General features: G+C 48.3%; 18 protein-coding genes. 10 read left to right on the forward strand and 8 right to left on the reverse strand.

Annotation, left to right across the window (positions count from 1 at the left end; translation table 11 throughout):
* Positions 1-5: 5 nt before the first annotated feature.
* The 4 genes from ACMGDE_RS19115 to ACMGDE_RS19130 form a co-directional block, all read right to left on the reverse strand.
* On the reverse strand, positions 6-965 hold the full coding sequence (locus ACMGDE_RS19115; protein WP_436834438.1) for an HNH endonuclease: 960 nt from the start codon (positions 963-965) through the stop codon (positions 6-8).
* A complete protein-coding gene (locus ACMGDE_RS19120; RefSeq protein WP_436834475.1) occupies positions 962-1,204 on the reverse strand; it encodes a DNA/RNA helicase domain-containing protein in 243 nt (80 codons plus the stop codon). Before ACMGDE_RS19120 ends, ACMGDE_RS19115 begins: the two co-directional genes overlap by 4 nt.
* Positions 1,205-1,332: 128 nt before the next feature.
* Complete coding sequence (locus tag ACMGDE_RS19125; protein ID WP_436834439.1) at positions 1,333-1,518, reverse strand: hypothetical protein; 186 nt, start codon at positions 1,516-1,518, stop codon at positions 1,333-1,335.
* Positions 1,519-1,549: 31 nt separating this feature from the next.
* The gene (locus ACMGDE_RS19130; protein ID WP_436834440.1) at positions 1,550-2,722 is read right to left on the reverse strand and encodes a hypothetical protein; all 1,173 of its coding nucleotides are present in this window, start codon (positions 2,720-2,722) and stop codon (positions 1,550-1,552) included.
* A 135-nt stretch (positions 2,723-2,857) separates the two neighbouring features.
* Between ACMGDE_RS19130 and dinD the strand changes: the two genes are divergently transcribed.
* Positions 2,858-3,571, forward strand: coding sequence for a DNA damage-inducible protein D (gene dinD / locus ACMGDE_RS19135; RefSeq protein WP_436834441.1), 714 nt, complete (start codon positions 2,858-2,860; stop codon positions 3,569-3,571).
* Positions 3,572-3,872: 301 nt separating this feature from the next.
* Positions 3,873-4,106, forward strand: a complete 234-nt coding sequence (locus ACMGDE_RS19140) for a hypothetical protein (RefSeq protein ID WP_436834442.1) — start codon at positions 3,873-3,875, stop codon at positions 4,104-4,106.
* A 148-nt stretch (positions 4,107-4,254) separates the two neighbouring features.
* On the opposite strand, the gene ACMGDE_RS19145 is transcribed toward ACMGDE_RS19140, so the two are convergent.
* Together ACMGDE_RS19145 and ACMGDE_RS19150 are read right to left on the reverse strand one after the other, a co-directional pair.
* Positions 4,255-4,812: a hypothetical protein gene (locus ACMGDE_RS19145; RefSeq protein WP_436834443.1), complete on the reverse strand. Its 558-nt coding sequence runs from the start codon at positions 4,810-4,812 to the stop codon at positions 4,255-4,257.
* A gap of 452 nt (positions 4,813-5,264) precedes the next feature.
* Positions 5,265-5,669, reverse strand: a complete 405-nt coding sequence (locus tag ACMGDE_RS19150; RefSeq protein WP_436834444.1) for a hypothetical protein — start codon at positions 5,667-5,669, stop codon at positions 5,265-5,267.
* A gap of 235 nt (positions 5,670-5,904) precedes the next feature.
* Here ACMGDE_RS19150 and ACMGDE_RS19155 point away from each other — a divergent pair, with 235 nt between their 5' ends.
* From ACMGDE_RS19155 to ACMGDE_RS19165, 3 genes are all read left to right on the forward strand, one after another.
* Positions 5,905-6,393, forward strand: a complete 489-nt coding sequence (locus ACMGDE_RS19155; protein ID WP_436834445.1) for an ExbD/TolR family protein — start codon at positions 5,905-5,907, stop codon at positions 6,391-6,393.
* A gap of 150 nt (positions 6,394-6,543) precedes the next feature.
* Positions 6,544-7,548 carry an aldo/keto reductase gene (locus ACMGDE_RS19160; RefSeq protein ID WP_436834446.1) on the forward strand — a complete coding sequence of 335 codons (1,005 nt, stop codon included), beginning with the start codon at positions 6,544-6,546 and terminating at the stop codon, positions 7,546-7,548.
* 72 nt (positions 7,549-7,620) lie between these two features.
* Entirely contained in the window at positions 7,621-8,517 is an 897-nt protein-coding gene (locus ACMGDE_RS19165; protein WP_436834447.1) for a helix-turn-helix domain-containing protein, read from the forward strand.
* Here the strand turns inward: ACMGDE_RS19165 and ACMGDE_RS19170 are convergent.
* Positions 8,514-8,735 (reverse strand): hypothetical protein, encoded by a 222-nt coding sequence (locus ACMGDE_RS19170; protein ID WP_436834448.1) that lies wholly within the window; start codon positions 8,733-8,735, stop codon positions 8,514-8,516. The two genes, ACMGDE_RS19165 and ACMGDE_RS19170, sit on opposite strands and share 4 nt — an antisense overlap.
* Positions 8,736-8,773: 38 nt before the next feature.
* On the opposite strand from ACMGDE_RS19170, the gene ACMGDE_RS19175 reads away from it, so the two are divergent.
* The 3 genes from ACMGDE_RS19175 (at position 8,774) to ACMGDE_RS19185 (ending at position 11,983) form a co-directional block, all read left to right on the forward strand.
* Positions 8,774-10,093, forward strand: coding sequence for a serine hydrolase domain-containing protein (locus ACMGDE_RS19175; protein WP_436834449.1), 1,320 nt, complete (start codon positions 8,774-8,776; stop codon positions 10,091-10,093).
* A 216-nt stretch (positions 10,094-10,309) separates the two neighbouring features.
* On the forward strand, positions 10,310-10,738 hold the full coding sequence (locus ACMGDE_RS19180) for a DUF1016 N-terminal domain-containing protein (RefSeq protein WP_436834450.1): 429 nt from the start codon (positions 10,310-10,312) through the stop codon (positions 10,736-10,738).
* A gap of 96 nt (positions 10,739-10,834) precedes the next feature.
* Positions 10,835-11,983 carry a glycoside hydrolase family 5 protein gene (locus ACMGDE_RS19185; protein ID WP_436834451.1) on the forward strand — a complete coding sequence of 383 codons (1,149 nt, stop codon included), beginning with the start codon at positions 10,835-10,837 and terminating at the stop codon, positions 11,981-11,983.
* A gap of 3 nt (positions 11,984-11,986) precedes the next feature.
* Here ACMGDE_RS19185 and ACMGDE_RS19190 read toward each other — a convergent pair whose 3' ends face one another.
* Positions 11,987-13,117: an ATP-binding protein gene (locus tag ACMGDE_RS19190; protein ID WP_436834452.1), complete on the reverse strand. Its 1,131-nt coding sequence runs from the start codon at positions 13,115-13,117 to the stop codon at positions 11,987-11,989.
* A 202-nt stretch (positions 13,118-13,319) separates the two neighbouring features.
* Between ACMGDE_RS19190 and ACMGDE_RS19195 the strand changes: the two genes are divergently transcribed.
* Together ACMGDE_RS19195 and ACMGDE_RS19200 are read left to right on the forward strand one after the other, a co-directional pair.
* A complete protein-coding gene (locus ACMGDE_RS19195) occupies positions 13,320-14,894 on the forward strand; it encodes a purple acid phosphatase family protein (RefSeq protein WP_436834453.1) in 1,575 nt (524 codons plus the stop codon).
* A gap of 102 nt (positions 14,895-14,996) precedes the next feature.
* Positions 14,997-18,248, forward strand: coding sequence for a SusC/RagA family TonB-linked outer membrane protein (locus ACMGDE_RS19200; RefSeq protein WP_436834454.1), 3,252 nt, complete (start codon positions 14,997-14,999; stop codon positions 18,246-18,248).
* Positions 18,249-18,250: the final 2 nt, after the last annotated feature.

Below are 18,250 nucleotides of genomic sequence, written 5' to 3' on the forward strand. Positions count from 1 at the left end.
AGTGACTACATTTTAAAGATATGTTGTCTATGCCAACTCAATTTATCGAGTTGAGGAAGATATTGCGTCGCGTGAGGCCCTTGGATTTTTCTTCCATGTAATTTTCGCAGACTATAGTCATGATCATCATTCTCCGTAAAATGTAGTGACACGATAATTTGATAATCTTCATTTATGCTCAGCAATCCGCGGTCAAACGCGCGGTGCATATTCGGGCACAGTGCTATGCCATTGCCAATCCGGTCATCATGGCTCACGCTGAATGGCACGATATGGCAGGCATCCACAAAGCTATGACCATGAAGTGATACCAGGCGCATGCCGGTAAATGCACAGGTGCTTTGATAGAGCTGGATGATGTGCCGCTTGAACAGCCCATTGCGTACAAATACTTCTTCCTCGGTGTCGACGGTGACCGTTTTGTATTTGGCCTCCGGCTCTTGTAGGATGTAGGCCTCCACATCGTGGAGATAGCCCTCGCCGCTGCGCTTGGCGGCAAGGAAGTAGGTTTTGCGCTCAGGAAAGTAAGTATCTAATATCGCGGTTTGCAGGCGGGTACGGCTCACAGGATCTTGGAGGAGCACAAAGAAGTCTGTGCGTAGTTCGCCATAATCCAGCACCTCGGCCAGTGTGTTTACACTTTTGATATGGGCATTGATTTGGCAGTCGGGCTTTGGCTGTAAGTGCCAAAAAGGTTCGCCATTGGCCTTGTCACTTTGCAGGTAATAAAATGGTTGTGTGAAGTCGGCTTGGTGTGGAGTGGAGACAAGCAGTTGCCAATTTTCCAGAAATCGCCCTACCAGATCGGCATTGGCCTCGAAGCGATTGTCCATGACGATGCGCTTATCCACGAGTTCGATTAATGTAAGCACGAGCACGGGCTTGTGAGGAGCTATGCCGTATCGCGTACCGCCTCGTTTGAGGTGGGTGAGTGTGTGGAGGTATGTTGAAAGCGCTGTATTCATAATACGGGAAATCCAATACTTTTCAAGTAGTCGTAAGTATCATCATAAAACACTTCGCTACGGGTATGATCTTCTGTATCACCCTCGGGCACCACAATAACCATACCCTGCCTTGCGCGGGTAAGCAACACGCGGTAAGCATTTTTGAGGTACTGCTTGCGCTCAGCTTTGAGGATGCGCTCCCATCGGCTCCTTTTTTGTTGCTGCCATGCGCCGCGCTGAGAAGCTCTACACTGAATGTGGTCTGTTGGGTGAGCATGCCCAGCAGTGCTTCATCTGACGTGTGCAAAAAACGAGCGGCTGTATCGGAATAGTATGCGCGGGTCATAGGTGATGTTTACAGTGGCTAAAGATATGGAATTGTCTTCTAGTTATCGCCTAGCATGAAGGTATATTGGCATGAGCTGGTAAGACAACGATGGCGTTGTTGGCCTGATGTAGCCAGTTGGTCAAACGTGGTGCGGTTTCCACATAGCGGACAGGTAGCGGGTTGTTCGTTATAAGCGTAGGTTTCTTCGATAGCGCTTTCATTGGTTTGTTGGTGCTCTTGCATGGCTGATAATGGTTTGATGAGTGATAGATGTTTATTGTGGCTCCGCTTTTACAGCAACGATACCAATATCTCCATCATTAAAGATGCTATATCCTCGCTGATACCACGGTATGTCCAACCATCCACGATGCACATCAAGCTCGATCTGCCCGCCCACCTGCATCTTTTCAAATAACGGAAACGTAGGAGATATATCCCCATACGGATGCTCGGTATCCTGCCAAATAATAATCGTAGCCAACGGTTGGACAATCGTATTGTTTGAGCCGACTAGCTGAGTTACCGTCGCGACTCTCCGTTCGGGTTCGGCTGTATCCAGCAAGGTATTGACCGATACCAATAGACAATAACAGTAGATAGGGAGTGATACGAAAAATACAACAGATGCCGAATTAAGCAGAGTGACACGGAAGTCAAAAATACCAAAGCGCTTCGCCACCAATGACAGAAGGGCTGCCGGAATAAATGCAAAAGGGAAAAGCATATAATCCGGATGTAGTGCAAAATTATGATGAATAGCGGCGACTAACCCGACAATGGTCAGAATGTAAACAGGCACAATACCCGTACCCACAGGAAACAAATGCTCGAATTTCCGAAGTTTTTGCCACTGCCAGTGAGCAATGAGCAGTAGTGGGACAAGGCAAAAAGTGACGGGTAAGGTATAACGATATGGATAGGCTAATGCCGAATTAAACAACATCAAGGGACAGGCTATAAATTTAAGTACAATGGAAAATATTTTTGTGGACTGGTAATTCCTCAATTGGTTCGCTGCATAGCCTCGATCAATTGCCGTTACTATAAGGTGCTGATCCGATATGAAATTAGGAATGTGCACTTTCACATAAGGATATCCAATGACGTACACGAACGTGCCTAAGCTATCAAAACGCACAAAACCTACTGTTGCATAATTAATCGTCTGCTTTTGGAACGGCCCAGAGCGAACGGTAAAATAGTCGTCATAAAGTTTTAACCGCCAACTGTATATCCAAATCAGGTATACAATAAGCGCTGTAGCTATAAGAGAGAGACTAACGACGATAGTCCAAGCCATCAACAATAGTTTTCCAGAGTTTTCCGGGTCTATCACAATTCGCCAAAAGGGCATACATAAGATGGTGAGACCAGTAATTAAAGCACCCGCGATAATAGTAACAACGATGCGGTACCAAATCATGTAGGTAAAGGTGGTCTTCATAAAACACAGTTTTTTAGTCCCGTTAAAATAAATAAAAAAAAGCCGCCTCCAGCAAATGAAGCGGCCAATGTCTTAAATAAACCACCAACTACGATCCATTCGGGTTTTCACTGGTTCGACACAAAGATACAGAGTTTGTTTACTAAAGCCAAAGAAGCATGCAAAAATAGCAATCAAGACGTATTAGACCATTTCGTGCAAGTCCACGAAATGGTTAAAATAGGACTGGGCGCAGAAAGAAAAATCGAAGATATTAAGCTATCCCGCTATGCTTGCTACCTCATTGTTCAAAATGCAGACCCCGGAAAAAAAATAGTTGCGTTGGGCCAGACCTATTTTGCGGTACAGACGCGGATACAGGAAATCCAGCAGATGGAAGCCTACAATAGGCTTGTAACGGAAGAAGAGAAGCGACTATTCCTGCGCAACGAGTTGAGCAGACACAACACACAGCTTGCGGCAGCCGCCAAAAATGCCGGTGTGGTAGAGCCGGTGGATTATGCAATATTTCAGAACCATGGTTACAAAGGGTTGTACGGTGGGTTAGACGCTAAGGCAATACACACACGAAAAGGGCTTAAGAAAAGCCAACAGATTCTGGATCACATGGGCAGCACCGAGCTGGCGGCTAATCTTTTCCGCGCTACACAGACCGAGGAGAAATTGCGCCGGGAAAATATCAAAGGGAAGACGGCAGCCAACCAGACGCATTATGAAGTGGGTAAGACCGTGCGCAAGACGATAAAGGAACTAGGCGGTACGATGCCCGAAGACCTCCCAACGGCAGATAGTATCAAAAAACTGGAAAAAGGAAAAGAAATTAAAAAGGTTAAAGGGAAAAAGCCTTGATGTAAGCGGAATAGTCGCTGATGGTCATGATGCCCACGCGATCTCAAATGTAGACTACCTATTCTTCACGATGTTAAAATTGCTACCTTCGAATCATTAGCCAGATAGATAAACCATGCACTTTTTACACATTAATTTCGAAAACCAAGAAACGATACTGGAGGGTATGGAAAGGATTGCTGGTACCCTAAGTCAGAAAGTGGTTATTTTCTCCCCCCACGAAAACGTTAGCAAAACAAAATAGAATGGACAAGCAATTCGTTGACGAGATCAAAAGCCTTTGGAGCCCCTACACAGACTCATGCGGGAACAAATTCCGTTTCTGGAAAGCGAAGTGGACGCCATCATTGCTAGGAAAGAAACAGACAGCAACACGATAGCACGGTGTTTGGACAACCTTCTTTCCTTCACGGACCATGGTATGGCCATCGATACTTTCATGAAACTGATTGGATATTACGAAACCATTAACCCGGAGAGTGCCTGCTTTTACTTGAAGGAATTTAACCAAAACGAAGAGGGGTACAATGAATAGGGCGGCTACTGGATGAATTGCCATACAAATCCGTCATATATGGCACACATTCGAGGTCTTAGGTTTTTTGGGAATTTTACATATCTGGATTTTAAATCCATCGAATTCGACGGGTTTAGAAAGCAAGCAGGATTAAACAGTTTCGTTCTTACACCCCAACGACGAACGTGTAAAACGTCTTAATCGTAACGTTCAAGGATTTGGTCGTACCTCTCCTTGGCTTGACATTTAGCGTATAGTCAAACTTTTTCTTCATGATATACGGTTTAAGATCCACTGCCCCGCCTGTTACAGGGATAGACAGCGACGTTTCGTATACATCCGGATTGTCGGCGATCTCCGCTATAACCTTCTCTCCAACGCCATCGGCTCCGACCGCCACCCGGATAGTTTCCAGGTTTTGGAGGTTGTTGTCCTCGTCTGCATCCGCCAGTTCGACGGTAATGCCGGTCAGATTAATCTGCCTGACATTATTGGCGCTGACCAAAGGGGCATTTTGCTGGATTATCGCATCCAGATCCATCGCTACCTCGGTGGTCAGTTCAAGGCCGTCTCCAACAACCGGTATGGCCGGTATAGTGACGGTAATGGCTTCTGCTTCATAGTCAAAATCTGCTTGCAGATTTTCTTTGATTTTATTGCAAGAAGTTAGAAAGCCTGTGGCGAAAATCAAAGTGAATACTAAAACTGATTGAATCGTTTTCATGTGCTAATGATTAGAAATCTTTGTCAAAAACTGTTGGTCCATCTTCCATTTCTTCTTCTTGTCGGCATCCCGATGCGCTTGGCCGTGCCAATGTTCTGCCACGTTAGTCCACTGCGCTGTACGAGTAGCTATACACTCCCATTTCGTAGCGTGGAGTGATTTCATCAGAACGCTTGTTGTGTTTTAACCAAAACGGATGCCAAAAGACGTCGACCTTACGAATACACCACGTGGGGAGAGCGTATTACGAAGCCGAACTTGAGCAGGCATTGCATTGGTAAATCTATAAGCTGAATTGGCGATTGAAGGGCGCTGAGGGCTACAGGGTCAGCTGATTCTGTTTCTTCAACACAATTGCAGTATACGCTACTTTATATCCATTGAAAATACACTTGGCTCTGTATTCCTGGACGACGCTTGGTTTGGGGTAATCGTTCTAGCTGGATGGTGCTTCATTGATAGGCCAGTACGAGCCGCTCGCCATCGACCGAAAGGATCTGCCATGTTTGCTTGGTTTCGCTAGGCATCCACATGTAGTGCGTGGTAATCTGTAGGGTAGCGCCGGATTGGTCCCACCGGCCCTCGTAATTGGCATATACCACTGGTGGCGTAGCACACCACCCTGCAATCTGACGCATCACCACTTGGCCATCTGCTTGGAATATCAGGCCATAGCGGTCGTCCTTCAGTCGGGAGGCCCGTGTGTAAATGTCCGTGTTTTCCTCATTGCCGGTTTGAACCCACGTGCCGAGCAGCGGATTGTTCGGGTCGATTGCCAGCTCTTTTTTACTGCATGCGGCGAATACCATTAACCCGATGACCAGCATCAGGTAACGCCTTATGGGATGAGTAGACATAGCTTTATTGGTTTTGTCTATAGTTGAACGCAAACAAATCGCTTTTTGCTACAGTGCTGCGCTATGTTACTCGTCATTGCGCCGTTCGACACGGGTAAACCCGGGGGTCGTCACAGTATTTGAGCGGTCGACACAGTGAAAATTTGGGGCATATCCGCTTGTAGTTGCGAACCGTATGGAAATCAATTCGGTTTTTCATCCTATTGGTAGATACAAGTATAAACCCGTAAATATCATGGCTGAATTGAACACCGGACGGAGATTGCAACCCAGGGTTGACCTCACGGCAATGGTAGACCTGGCATTTTTGCTAATCACCTTCTTTATGCTTACCACTACCCTCGACAAGGAGCAGGCGCTTGATGTGGCGATGCCAGACATCACAGATTCCACTGACTTCGCTCCGCTGGCGGACGACCGCACTGTAACCGTTTTGCTGGGGGAGGGTGGCAGGGTGGATTGGTATTGGGGCATGCTGGCGGAACCGCTGGCAGGCCCGCACTCGACGGTAATGGGCAAAGATGGTATCCGGGAGATACTATTGCAGAAGAAAGACGAGGTGCCAAAACTGACCGACGACGGTAAAGGCCTCATCGTGGTGATACGGCCAAGTGCACGCGCGGCTTACGCCAGCTTGGTGGATATATTGGACGAAATGAAAATCTGTGGCATCAACCAGTACATGATCGGCGAGATCAGCCCGGAAGAGGAGGTCATGCTTTGAACTTTTTATTCCGGCGACTTCTTTATCTCGGATTGGCTGAGAAACAGAAAACTAAAGCTTATCCCCGTTTTGCAAACGATGTTCGGGGTTTTGCATACAAGGTCTTTGCACATCTTAACGAATTTTGAATCGTTAAAAAACATCAGAATTATGGAAATTAAAAAAATAGCATTAGGAAACCAGGGTTTGGTTGTACCGAATATTGGTTTAGGGTGTATGGGCATGACGGGTTTTGAAGATGGCCACATGTATGGTCCTGCAGATGAACAGGAAGCCATCGCTACCATCCACCGCTCGCTGGAAATGGGTGGGAATTTTTTGGATACGGCAGATTTGTATGGCCCCTTTAAAAATGAACAGCTTATTGCCAAAGCCATTGCCAATAAGCGTGACCAGTATATTATTGCAACCAAATTTGGCTGGGAGATTGATGATCACAATAAAGTGACCTGGGCCATTAACGGTAAAAAGGAATATGTAAAAAAAGCGGTGGAGCGCTCACTGAAAAACCTCAAAACGGATTTCATCGATTTATACTATATGCACCGGCTAGATAAGAATACACCTATTGAGGAAACCGTAGGCGCCATGAGTGAATTGGTTAAGGAGGGGAAAATCGGTTATATTGGTCTATCGGAGGTATCATCAGAAACAGTTAAACGAGCTCATGCCATTCACCCGGTAACTGCTGTGCAAAGTGAATACTCCTTATTTGAGCGTACTGTTGAAGAGCGCGGTGTTTTAAACACGTTAAAGGATTTGGGCGTAGGCTTTGTGGCTTATTCACCGCTCGGTCGCGGGTTTTTATCTGGCCAAATCAAAAGTATAGACGATCTTCCTGAAAATGATTTTCGCAGAGCGATTCCGCGGTTTCAGGAAGCGCATTTTCACAAGAATATCGAATTAGTAAAAGCGATTGAGGCATTAGCAGCAAAAAAGAATGTGACATCTTCTCAACTTGCCCTGGCATGGATCATCAATAAAGGCTTTGTGCCGATACCCGGAACAAAACGCCGTCAATATCTGGAGCAAAATCTGGGGGCCACGCTTATCGCACTGGATGAATCGGATTTGTCGCAATTAGAAAGCATTGTGCCACTTGGTACCGATACCGGTAAGCCTTATGATGAATTTAGTATGGGCTTGATCGATTAATTAAAAGGCATCGGCTGCATTTTTTGACAATGCAGCCGTATTTCTTCTTCCTTTAATTCATAAATTACACGCATGAACGCCATTAAATCAATTTCTCAGTTCCACCATCTTTTGTCGCTTCCCGAGCCCCTGCATCCTTTGGTTAGTGTCATCAATCTGGATCATTGCATTTTTCTAGAAGATGAAATCTGGAAGGGATTTGTGAACCGCTTTTATTGTGTGGCATTAAAACGGGAAGCCACCGGCAAAATCAGATACGGACAGCAGCATTATGATTACGATAAAGGTGTGTTAAGTTTTACTGCACCTAACCAAGTTCAGCACCTCGATTTGCAAGCCACGGAATGTGGTTCGGGTTATTTACTGATTTTTCATCCCGATTTTTTATTGAAACACAGCCTGGCCACCAGCATCCATCAATATGGTTTTTTCTCTTATTCCGTAAATGAAGCTTTACATTTATCGGCAGAAGAAGAGGAAAATCTTGTGACCATCCTGGATAAAATCTACAAAGAGTGTGTGCACATCGACAGGCATACGCAAGAAATTATTCTTTCACAAATTGAACTGCTGTTGAACTACTCAAACCGTTTTTACGAACGCCAGTTTATTACGCGTAAAAATAACAATCATCAATTATTAGCAAAATTTCATCACCTGGTTGATGATTATTTTAGCGGGAGGCAAACAGAAACCCGCGGCTTGTTGACGGTGCAGCACATCGCAGACTTGATGAATCTTTCTCCCAACTACCTGAGTGATTTACTTCGTGTACATACGGGCCAGAATACACAACAACATATTCACGAGAAATTAATAGATCTGGCTAAAGAAAGATTGTCAACAACCAATTTATCGGTCAGTGAAATTGCTTATGCGCTGGGTTTTGAACATGCGCAATCTTTCAGTACGCTTTTTAAGAAAAAAACGAGTATGTCGCCAATAGAGTTTCGGCAAGCTTTTAATTAAGTGCGAAATGCCCGGCATTGGTTTAGGAGCGTATTAAGGCCTTCGTATTTTTTAACTTGGCCGACTTTTACGTCTTCTTGCGCCCTACGCACACCCGTTATGACATGCTCTGGAAAAGTGACAGACTCTTCGAGTTCATATTTGACCCCTAAAGCATCCAAAACAGCTTTAACCGCTTTTTCGGATTTTTTGTTTTCGATATGGAAATCGCCTGCCAAACACAGTAACAAACTGGAATGGTTAGCATCAAAATAACATGGCAAGACGAACTTCTATCACATTATTGTTTTTAGCTGTCGGGGTGGCTGCCTCCGGCCAAGATATCGACAAAAACAAACTGGACGCCTACTTCGACGCTATTGAAAAGAACAACAAGTTTATGGGTAGTGTAGCGGTATCGAAAAACGGCGAAGTGATCTACACCAGATCGGTGGGATACCTGGAAGTGGGCAAACCAAAAGCGGCTGATGGAAACACAAAATACCGGATAGGATCGATCAGCAAAACGTTTACGGCTACGTTGGTAATGAAAGCGGCAGCGGAAAACAAACTGAACCTGGACCAAACGATAGACATTTATTTCCCAACGGTAGAAAATGCCGGGAAAATAACCGTAAGCCAGTTGCTGAACCACCGGAGCGGTATAGCGAACTTTACCAACAACCCCGATTACTTGGAGTGGCATACAACCCCGAAATCGGAAAAGGAACTGGTTGCGATCATCGCTGCATCTGGTAGTGACTTCCAGCCTGATGCTAAGGCAAATTATAGTAACTCCAACTACGTATTGCTGACCTACATACTGGAAAAAGCGTTTGGAAAGCCATATGCATCACTGCTAGACGAGTACATTGCCAAGCCGGTCGGTTTAACAAATACCTTTGTTGGTCGCACGATTGATCCAGGAAACAACGAAGCGCGGTCTTACAAAGCCGTAAACGGCTGGGTAGTGGAACCGGAGACCGACACTTCGATACCGCTTGGTGCAGGAGCGATCATCGCTACACCTACGGACATCATCAAGTTTGGAGAAGCCCTGCTTGGCGGCAAAATCATATCCGAAGAAAGCGTGGCGCTGATGAAAACGATTAGAGACGGGTATGGGATGGGGTTGTTCCAAATTCCGTTTCATGAAAAGAAAGCCTTTGGGCATTCGGGGAGCATCGATGGGTTTCGGTCTACTTGGGGGTATTTTCCGGATGACGGGGTTTCATTTGCCCTTACGTCTAACGGTGCTGCAATAAGCAACAACGATGTGGCAATAGCCGTATTGAGCGCCGTTTTCAACAAACCGTACGACATCCCCGTATTCGGCAAGTACCAGCTGAAGGAAGACGAGGCGCAGCAGTATCTAGGCGTATATGCTTCCAAGCAATTGCCAGTAAAGATAACCATCACAAATGACGGGAATACGCTACTAGCGCAAGTAACGGGACAGCCTTCGTTTCCCCTAGAGGCCACCGGAAAGGATAAATTTAAGTTTGAGCAGGCCGGCGTGGTCATCGAGTTTAGTCTGGCGGAGGGTTCGCTTGTACTTAAACAAAACGGGGGCGAATTTACATTTACCAGGGAGTAAATTGCAGGATTTCCCTTCTTCAAACCTGCTGATCGCCTTTTTTATGCTCACCACTAACATCAACAAAGAGCAGGCGCTATAGCGCGGTCTTCCAGCCGATCACATTGGTCTTTGCTACGCCATGCAACGTCAAACTTGACTGTCGTAGCAGGTCGTAGAGGCGAATTGCTATAGTTACAGATATTTGCTACTTTTGTTAGCATGAATCTAAATGTTATGGAAACAGTTGTCGCCGATGTCATCGCCATTATTGAGGAAGGCCGCCGAAAGGTCTATCATGCGGTAAACACCGCAATGGTCGAGGCCTATTGGTTGACGGGCAAAAGAATCGTAGAGGAAGAACAGAATGGACAAGAACGAGCAGCCTATGGCAAGGAAGTTATAAAAATGCTATCTAAGCAACTTACGGCGAGCTTTGGTCGAGGGTTTTCGGAAACCAACATCCGAAGTTTTCGTTTGTTTTACTTGACCTTTCCAAATCAGAATCAAATTCAGCAGACAGTGTCTGCTAAATTGAATTGGTCTCATTTTCAGCTGATCATGAGGGTCTCGGATTCCAACGCCAGGTCTTATTACCTTAAAGAAGCCGTCGAGCAGAACTGGGTAGTTCTGAACGCAGCGACTACATTTTGCAGAACAGGATGAGGAATCGGAGTACCATCGAATTCGATGGAATTAAAAATCAAGTTCGACAGAACAGCGCATACTTACGGGATTGCAACAGCCTTAAAAAAGACGAAAATGCAGCGACGAGAAATGATAAAACATGCGGGGGCGCTGGCCTTGGGGCTGACAGGTTTGCCTCTGCTGCAAGGTAGGGAATTACTGGCCGCCACGCCTACCAATGCGCTTCCGCGATGGAAGGGATTCAATGTGCTGGACTTCTTTAACCCTGACCCTAAGCATCGGCGGCAGCACACCACGCAGGAACACTTCCGTTGGATGGCGGATTGGGGTTTTGACTTTGTGCGCGTGCCGATGGCTTATCCATATTACGTGAAGTTCGACCGGTCGAGACCCATTATGCCAAATGAAGTATACCAAATAGATGAACAGCAGGTGCAGCAGGTGGTGGATTTGGTGGAGAATGCCAACCGCTGTGGCTTGCATGTCTGTGTAAACCTGCACCGGGCACCCGGGTTTTGTGTAAATGCCGGATTTGAGGAGCCTTACAATCTGTGGAAGGACCCCGAGGCCATGGAGGCGTTTGTATTCCATTGGGCATACTGGAGTAAGCTCTTCCGTGCGAAAACACGCGATCAAATCAGTTTTGATTTGCTGAATGAGCCCTGTTTGCGTGAAGACATGAACGATCAGTTTTCACGGCGCAGTGCCGTGCCGAAAGAACTGTACCGCAGCCTGATTGTAAAAGGCTACGAAACGATACGCGCATCCGATCCCAGCCACCTGGTCATTGCCGATGGCAATAACATCGGCGCCGAGGTCATCGATAATATCCCGGATTTGGATGTGGGCCAAAGCTGCAGGGGATACGCGCCAGGATTGGTATCTCACTACAAGGCGCCTTGGGTATTCCAGCATCCCGACGACTTGCCCGAAGTGACGTGGCCGGGCGTGGAAAACGGGCAGGTGCTCGACAAAGCATGGCTACGGGAGCAATTTGCGCCTTGGATAGCATTGGTGGAACAGGGAAGGGGGGTACATTGTGGGGAATGCGGTGCTTGGAAAGAGACTCCTCATCAGGTTGCCTTGGCCTGGATGGACGACCTGTTTTCCGTATTGACGGAATACGGTATCGGATTTTCGCTTTGGGAATTTGACGGAACTTTCGGCATCCTAAATTCGGAACGGAAAGACGTGGCGTATGAAGACTGGTATGGGCAAAAGCTCGACCGGAAAATGCTTGATCTATTAACGAAGTTTGTGTAGTTGTCAAAGTAAGAGGAAGTCTGCAACAGTAGCTGGCGAAATGGCCGTCGTCGCTGCGATATTGTAATTGCCGGTAAGCGTTTGTGGAAAGGTGACTTTGGTTTTCTCATTCCACTTGAACTCAAACGCAAAAAGTTGGCCTTCCCGCTCTTCGATAAGGTCTACTTCTTGCTGCTGTGTAGTCCGCCAGAAATAAGCATCTACATCCTGATTGGCATAGCGCAACGCCTTCAGTCGTTCGGATACGCAAAAGTTTTCCCAAAGTGAGCCGGTGTCTGTCCTTGAGGATAAGGGTTTGAAATTATTGATGACAGCATTGCGTATGCCGCAATCATAAAAGTAAATCTTTTTACCTTTTTTAATTTCATTGCGCACATTTCGGCTAAATGCGGAAAGACGGAATACGACAAAGGCTTTTTCGAGAAGATCAATATATTTTTCGACAGTTTTGCTGTCGCTCCCGGTTAGCTGGGCAAGTTCATGATAGCTGACTTCGCTGCCAATCTGAAGCGCTAAGGCTTTAATCAGCTTCTCTAAGACATGGGGCTTCTTAATCTGCTCCAAGGTGAGCAAGTCTTTGTAGAGATAGCTGCTGGCCAGTAGCTTAAGCAGTTCCTTTTCGTCACCGGATGTGGTGGCTATCTCGGGGTAATATCCGTAAATAAGCCGGTGATCAAGCAACCGATGTTCGGTGATCAATCCGTGATGGGCCACCATCTCACCAAAACTAAGTGGATACAGCATGTATTCGTATTTCCTGCCAGTAAGTGGTTCGTTGATCTGGCTTGAGAGTTCAAATGCAGAAGAGCCGGTGGCAATGACCTGGACGTCTTTGAGCTGGTCGGTGAAAAGCTTCAATGTGAGCTCGACGTTATTGATCCGTTGTGCTTCGTCGATGAATACGATACTGTGTTTGCCGATCTGAGTACGTAGGCGCGTTGAAGTCGTATTCGCGAAATTTTCACGGATATCGGCGTCATCCCCATTTAAATAGAGATACTCCCTCCCTTCTAATACGTCTTCGACCAAAGTGGATTTGCCGGCTTGCCGGGGCCCAAATATAATGATAGCCTTCCCTTTGAATAGACGGGCTTGAACGGTGTCTGCCAATTTTCGCTTAACAATGGTTTTCATAACTAAGCAAAATTATAATATTTTTGGATTTGAATCCGATATTATTATAATATTTTTGGATTTGAATCCTGAATCGTTATGAGTTTGGCGAATGCCTCGTTCGTAAACTGCTGAGGTGCGTAGGTGTAAACCCTTCGGGAGCAAACATAATATTGAGGTAACATGGGCATGTTATTTTTGCGCAAAGATAGACGAAGCCCTCATGTACAGAAAGACAATTACCTCACTCGTTTGCATAGCCGCTTTTTCCGGCGCATGTTTTGGCCAGTTCAGGGTATCTCCCTACCTGCTTCCTGCTGACAGCGCAGGCGCGATCCGGCTTACCTGGTTTACCGATCAGGAGGTGCCGGGCAAACTGGCCGTGTGGGAACCGCATGCGGCAGATACCCAATATTACGCACCGGCACCGGTTCTTGTTCCGGCGCTGAACTACTCGGCGCTGGAAGAATCCGAACGGGACAGCTTCCCTGATATGTTCGGCAATGCCAACTGGAAGCACGCTGTCGTGTTAAAAGGCTTGAAGCCAGGGACGACTTATGCGTACCGGGTGATCCAGGGTACGGAGCGCTATACCAACGAGTTTGCCATGGCACCGGTGAAGGGCCAGCGGGAACGCATCCGGTTCGTGGCGTTTGCCGACAGTGAGACGGACCCGGAAGGGCGGCATACCAAGCGCCCGTGGTCAATAGGGAAACAGATGCCGGAGAGTTCCGGCAGGCCACAGGGCCTGGATAGCTACCTGCTCACCGAGACGGCCGGTTTCAAAGCGAACCTGAGGCAGATCAAGATGGAAAAGCCGGACTTTATCGTCCTGCCGGGAGATATTGTCCAGGGAGGGGGCTACCAGCGTGCCTGGGATGAGTTTTTCTTTCACGCGGCCGGCAAATTCGATGATGTCCTTGGCCAGACGCTGCTGCTGCCGGCTATAGGCAACTGGGAGAATTTCGGCGCACGCAACGGCGGCTATGACCCACAGGCGGTGTTTCAATCCCGGGCCAAGTATAAAGCCTATTTCTCCCTGCCCGGCAATGGATATCCGGCTTATCAGGACTGCTATTACCGGGTTGACTATGGGCCGGTGACCGTGATTACCCTGGATTCATCCAACGGGCTTCCCGACAGCACAGACCATGACACCAATATCAACATCAGCGTATCGACCTATCAGGGCGATGACCTGCCCGACATTGGTAGCGGGTCCGAACAGTGGAAATGGGCAGAGGTGCAGCTGAGGGACGCCCATGATGCCGGTCAGGTGATTTTCGTGCAGTTTCACCATATCCCGTACTCCAGCGGCGGGCACATCTTGCCGCTGACCGCGGATAAGAGCTCTGGGCAGGCAGGCGTGCCGATGCGTGCGTATACCCCGATGTTCAGAAAATATGGCGTGGTGGCGATCATCTGCGGGCACAATGAGTCGCTTGAACACTCCCTGGTAGAGGGTATCCACTATTGGGATGTCGGTATCGCGGGCGACGGGCTTGGATATTCGCTTGACGACGTAGATCCGCGCCGTTTCAATGCGTACCGGCAGTGGGTGGCACACGTTGATGCGCCGGAAAACTGGCGTGGGCGCCAGCTCCTTTCAGGAGGCAAGCATTACGGGCATCTGGTGGTCGACCTCGTGCCGAAAGGGGAGCATGGCTATGAGGTGACCATGACCCCGCAGTATATTTTTCCGGTAACGGATGAGTCGGGGCAGGTCGTATCCACGGAAACGCGGGTTTATGACCATGTAGTCACCGCCACGTTTCCGGTACCTCCAATCCGCCCGTAGTTTTTTAGAATATTCTCTTAAAACAAACATAGACTTAATATACCGGTCATATTGCCTGTTTAGGTTTGCCAGCGAAATACAAGACGAACTAATTTTTTTATAATGAAAGTAGGTGTACCAATATGTTTATTGGCGGGGACGATTTTGTCGTTTCCATTTCTTGGAGAGGCCGCTGCGGCTTTTGCAGCAAGCAACAAAGTGCAGGCCGCAAACAGCCAGCAACAGACAACGCTCTCAGGCAGGGTCGTGGACGGCGATGGTCAGCCGGTTCAGAATGCGACGGTTGCCATCCAGGGTACAGGTAAAGCAGTCTCTACGGATGAAAACGGACGGTTCGTGCTGGAATCTGATCGAACAGATGTGACGCTGGTGGTATCGTATGTCGGCTTTGAGACCAAGACCTATCAGGTGAGCGGCAGCACGCGTGACGTGGTCATCCAGCTGGACAGCAAGAACGATCTGGAAGAGGTGGTGGTGGTGGGTTATGGCACTCAAAAGAAAATCAACCTAACCGGAGCGGTATCCCAGATTAGCTCAGAGGTGCTTGAAAACAGGCCTCAGCCTAACCTGACTCGCATGCTCCAAGGGACGCTACCAAACCTCAACCTGAGGATGGCAGACGGCGGGCCCACGCGCGGCGCCGCGTTTAACGTCAGGGGGATAACCTCAATCGGGGCAGGCGGCAATGCCCTGGTGCTGATTGATGGGGTGGAGGGCGACCCGAACCTGGTCAATCCGAATGACGTGGAAAGCGTGACCGTCTTGAAGGATGCTTCTTCTGCAGCCATTTATGGGTCAAGAGCGGCATTTGGGGTGGTGCTGATCACGACCAAAAGCCCGGCTGAAGGCAAGTCTACGCTGGACGTAAGGGTGAGCCAATCGGTCAATCAGCGTACGGTAGTGCCTAATCTGGTGACAGATGGCTACACCTGGGCCAAAAATTTCGATGATGCGTTTTACGCGTGGTATGATTATAAGACACATCCCATCACCATCAACGCTAACTTTCCCTTCTCGCTGGAATGGCTGGAGCGGCTGAAGAACCATGACCCTGCTCAGGGTGATGCGGTCTATAACGAATCGCTGGGGCGATACGAATACTTTGGGAGTACCGACTGGTTTGCCACCCTGCACAGGGATCGGATGCCTGCTACGGAGGCTTCCATCACTGCATCCGGAGGGAATGAAAAGGCAAAATATTTTGTATCCGGCCTTTACTATCACCAGGATGGGATATTCAGGCACTCTCCAGACGATTTTAACAAATGGAACGTACGCGCCAAGGGAGAGGTAGACCTGAACGATTGGCTTTCATTCGATAATAATGTCGACATCAGTACGTATCAATACAGTTATCCGCTGCTGGCAAATGGCGATGCCGGTATCTGGAGATATTGGGCGGTATCGGGCTTCCCCGTTGCCACGATGTACAATCCCGACGGCACGTTTACCCGGCAGGCGGTCGAATCGGGTGCTTCGTTTGTAGATGGCAGCAGCCGTTCGGATCAGGACCGATTCTTCGTCAGGACCACACCTAGCCTGACCGCCAAGCCCTTTGGCGATTTGGTGACGTTCAAGGCGAACTTTACCTACGCCAAGACGTTTAATAACGATAAGCGCTTCAACAACTATCTGTATGCTAGTGACGTACCCGGGCAGACTACCCGGTTTGGCAATAGTTTGTACCGGACCTTATCTGACAATACGACCTATTGGGGATCCAACATCACCGCCGACGTGAAAAGGACCTTTGACGACGCGCATGACTTGGGGGTTTTAGTAGGATACAATATCGAATCGAACCGCTGGGAAAATTTCGATGCACAACGGGACGGTATTTTGGTGCCTGAGAAGCCCGATTTCAACCTGATGGACGGACTGAACTACAACATCGCAGGGGGAGGCAATGAGTGGAAATACCTGGGGCTTTTCTATCGATTGACCTATGCCTATAAAAACCGGTACCTGGTGGAGTTCAATGGCCGTTATGACGGGTCTTCGAAGTTTCCTGACAATCAGCGGTATGGGTTCTTTCCGTCGGCTTCTGCCGGTTGGAACATCTCCGAGGAGCCGTTTATGGCGAGCAGCCGCGCCTGGCTGGACAACCTGAAACTGAGGGCTTCTTACGGATCGCTCGGCAACGGAAATGTGGCGCCTTACCGGTATATGGAAACCATGTCTGTATCCAAAAGCAGCGTCATCCTAAACGGGGTTCAAACGCCTTATACATCGATCCCGGGCGTGATTCCGGACGGATTGACCTGGGAAAAGGCCACCACGCTGGACTTCGGTATGGATGCTACGCTCTTTTCGGGCAGGTTTAACCTGACGTTTGACTGGTACAGCCGCATCACCACGGATATGTTTACGGTGGGGCAACCCCTGCCCAACGTATTTGGGGCTGCCGTGCCTTTCGGCAACTATGCCGACCTGAAAACAAACGGCTGGGAACTGACACTGGGCTGGAAAGACCAATTTGACGCCGGCGGAAGTCCTTTCCACTACAGCCTGTCTGGTTCGCTTTGGGACAATCAGTCCGACGTACTGAAATTCAACAACCCGAGTAAGTTGCTTTCCACGTATTATGAGGGTATGAAGGTGGGCGATATCTGGGGGTATGAAACACTTGGATTCTTCGCTTCGGATGAAGAGGCGGCGAACTGGGCTGATCAGAGCTTTCTGCTGAACTCGAATACGAACGAATACCTTGCGGGCGACCTGAAGTTTGCCGACCGGAATGGTGATGGTGTGATCAACCAGGGCAAAAATACGGTGGACGATCCGGGCGATCGGATGATCATCGGCAACAATTCGCCGAGGTATCAGTATGGTTTCAACCTGTCTGCCAACTGGAAAGGCGTGGGGCTTTCGGCCTTTGTGCAAGGCATTGCTAAACGTGACTGGTACTTTGCGCCGGAGGCCGACCTGTTCTACGGTCCGTATAACCGGCCCTACGGCTTTCAGCCGACGATCATGATGGATGACTACTGGACAGCGGAAAACCCGGATGCTTACTGGCCAAGATACAGGGGCTATACGGCCTTGGGCACGAACAGGTCTCTGGGAGCGCCCCAGACGCGCTATCTTCAGGATGCCAGCTACCTGAGGCTGAAAAACGTTTCTATCGACTATGCCCTGCCGCAGTCATGGCTGGCCAAAGGCGGGGTCAAGAAGGCCATGGTCTACATCAGCGGACAAAATATCCTGACATTCTCCGGGCTGTACAAGCACACCGATAACTTTGATCCTGAAATCATCGAGAACCCGGCCGGAGACATGACCAATAGCCATGGTCAGGGAGACGCCTATCCCATGCTGAAATCGTACACAGTGGGACTTAACCTTACATTCTAATC

The organism is Parapedobacter brassicae (assembly GCF_051400755.1).
In the GTDB taxonomy this organism is placed as follows: Bacteria; Bacteroidota; Bacteroidia; order Sphingobacteriales; family Sphingobacteriaceae; genus Parapedobacter.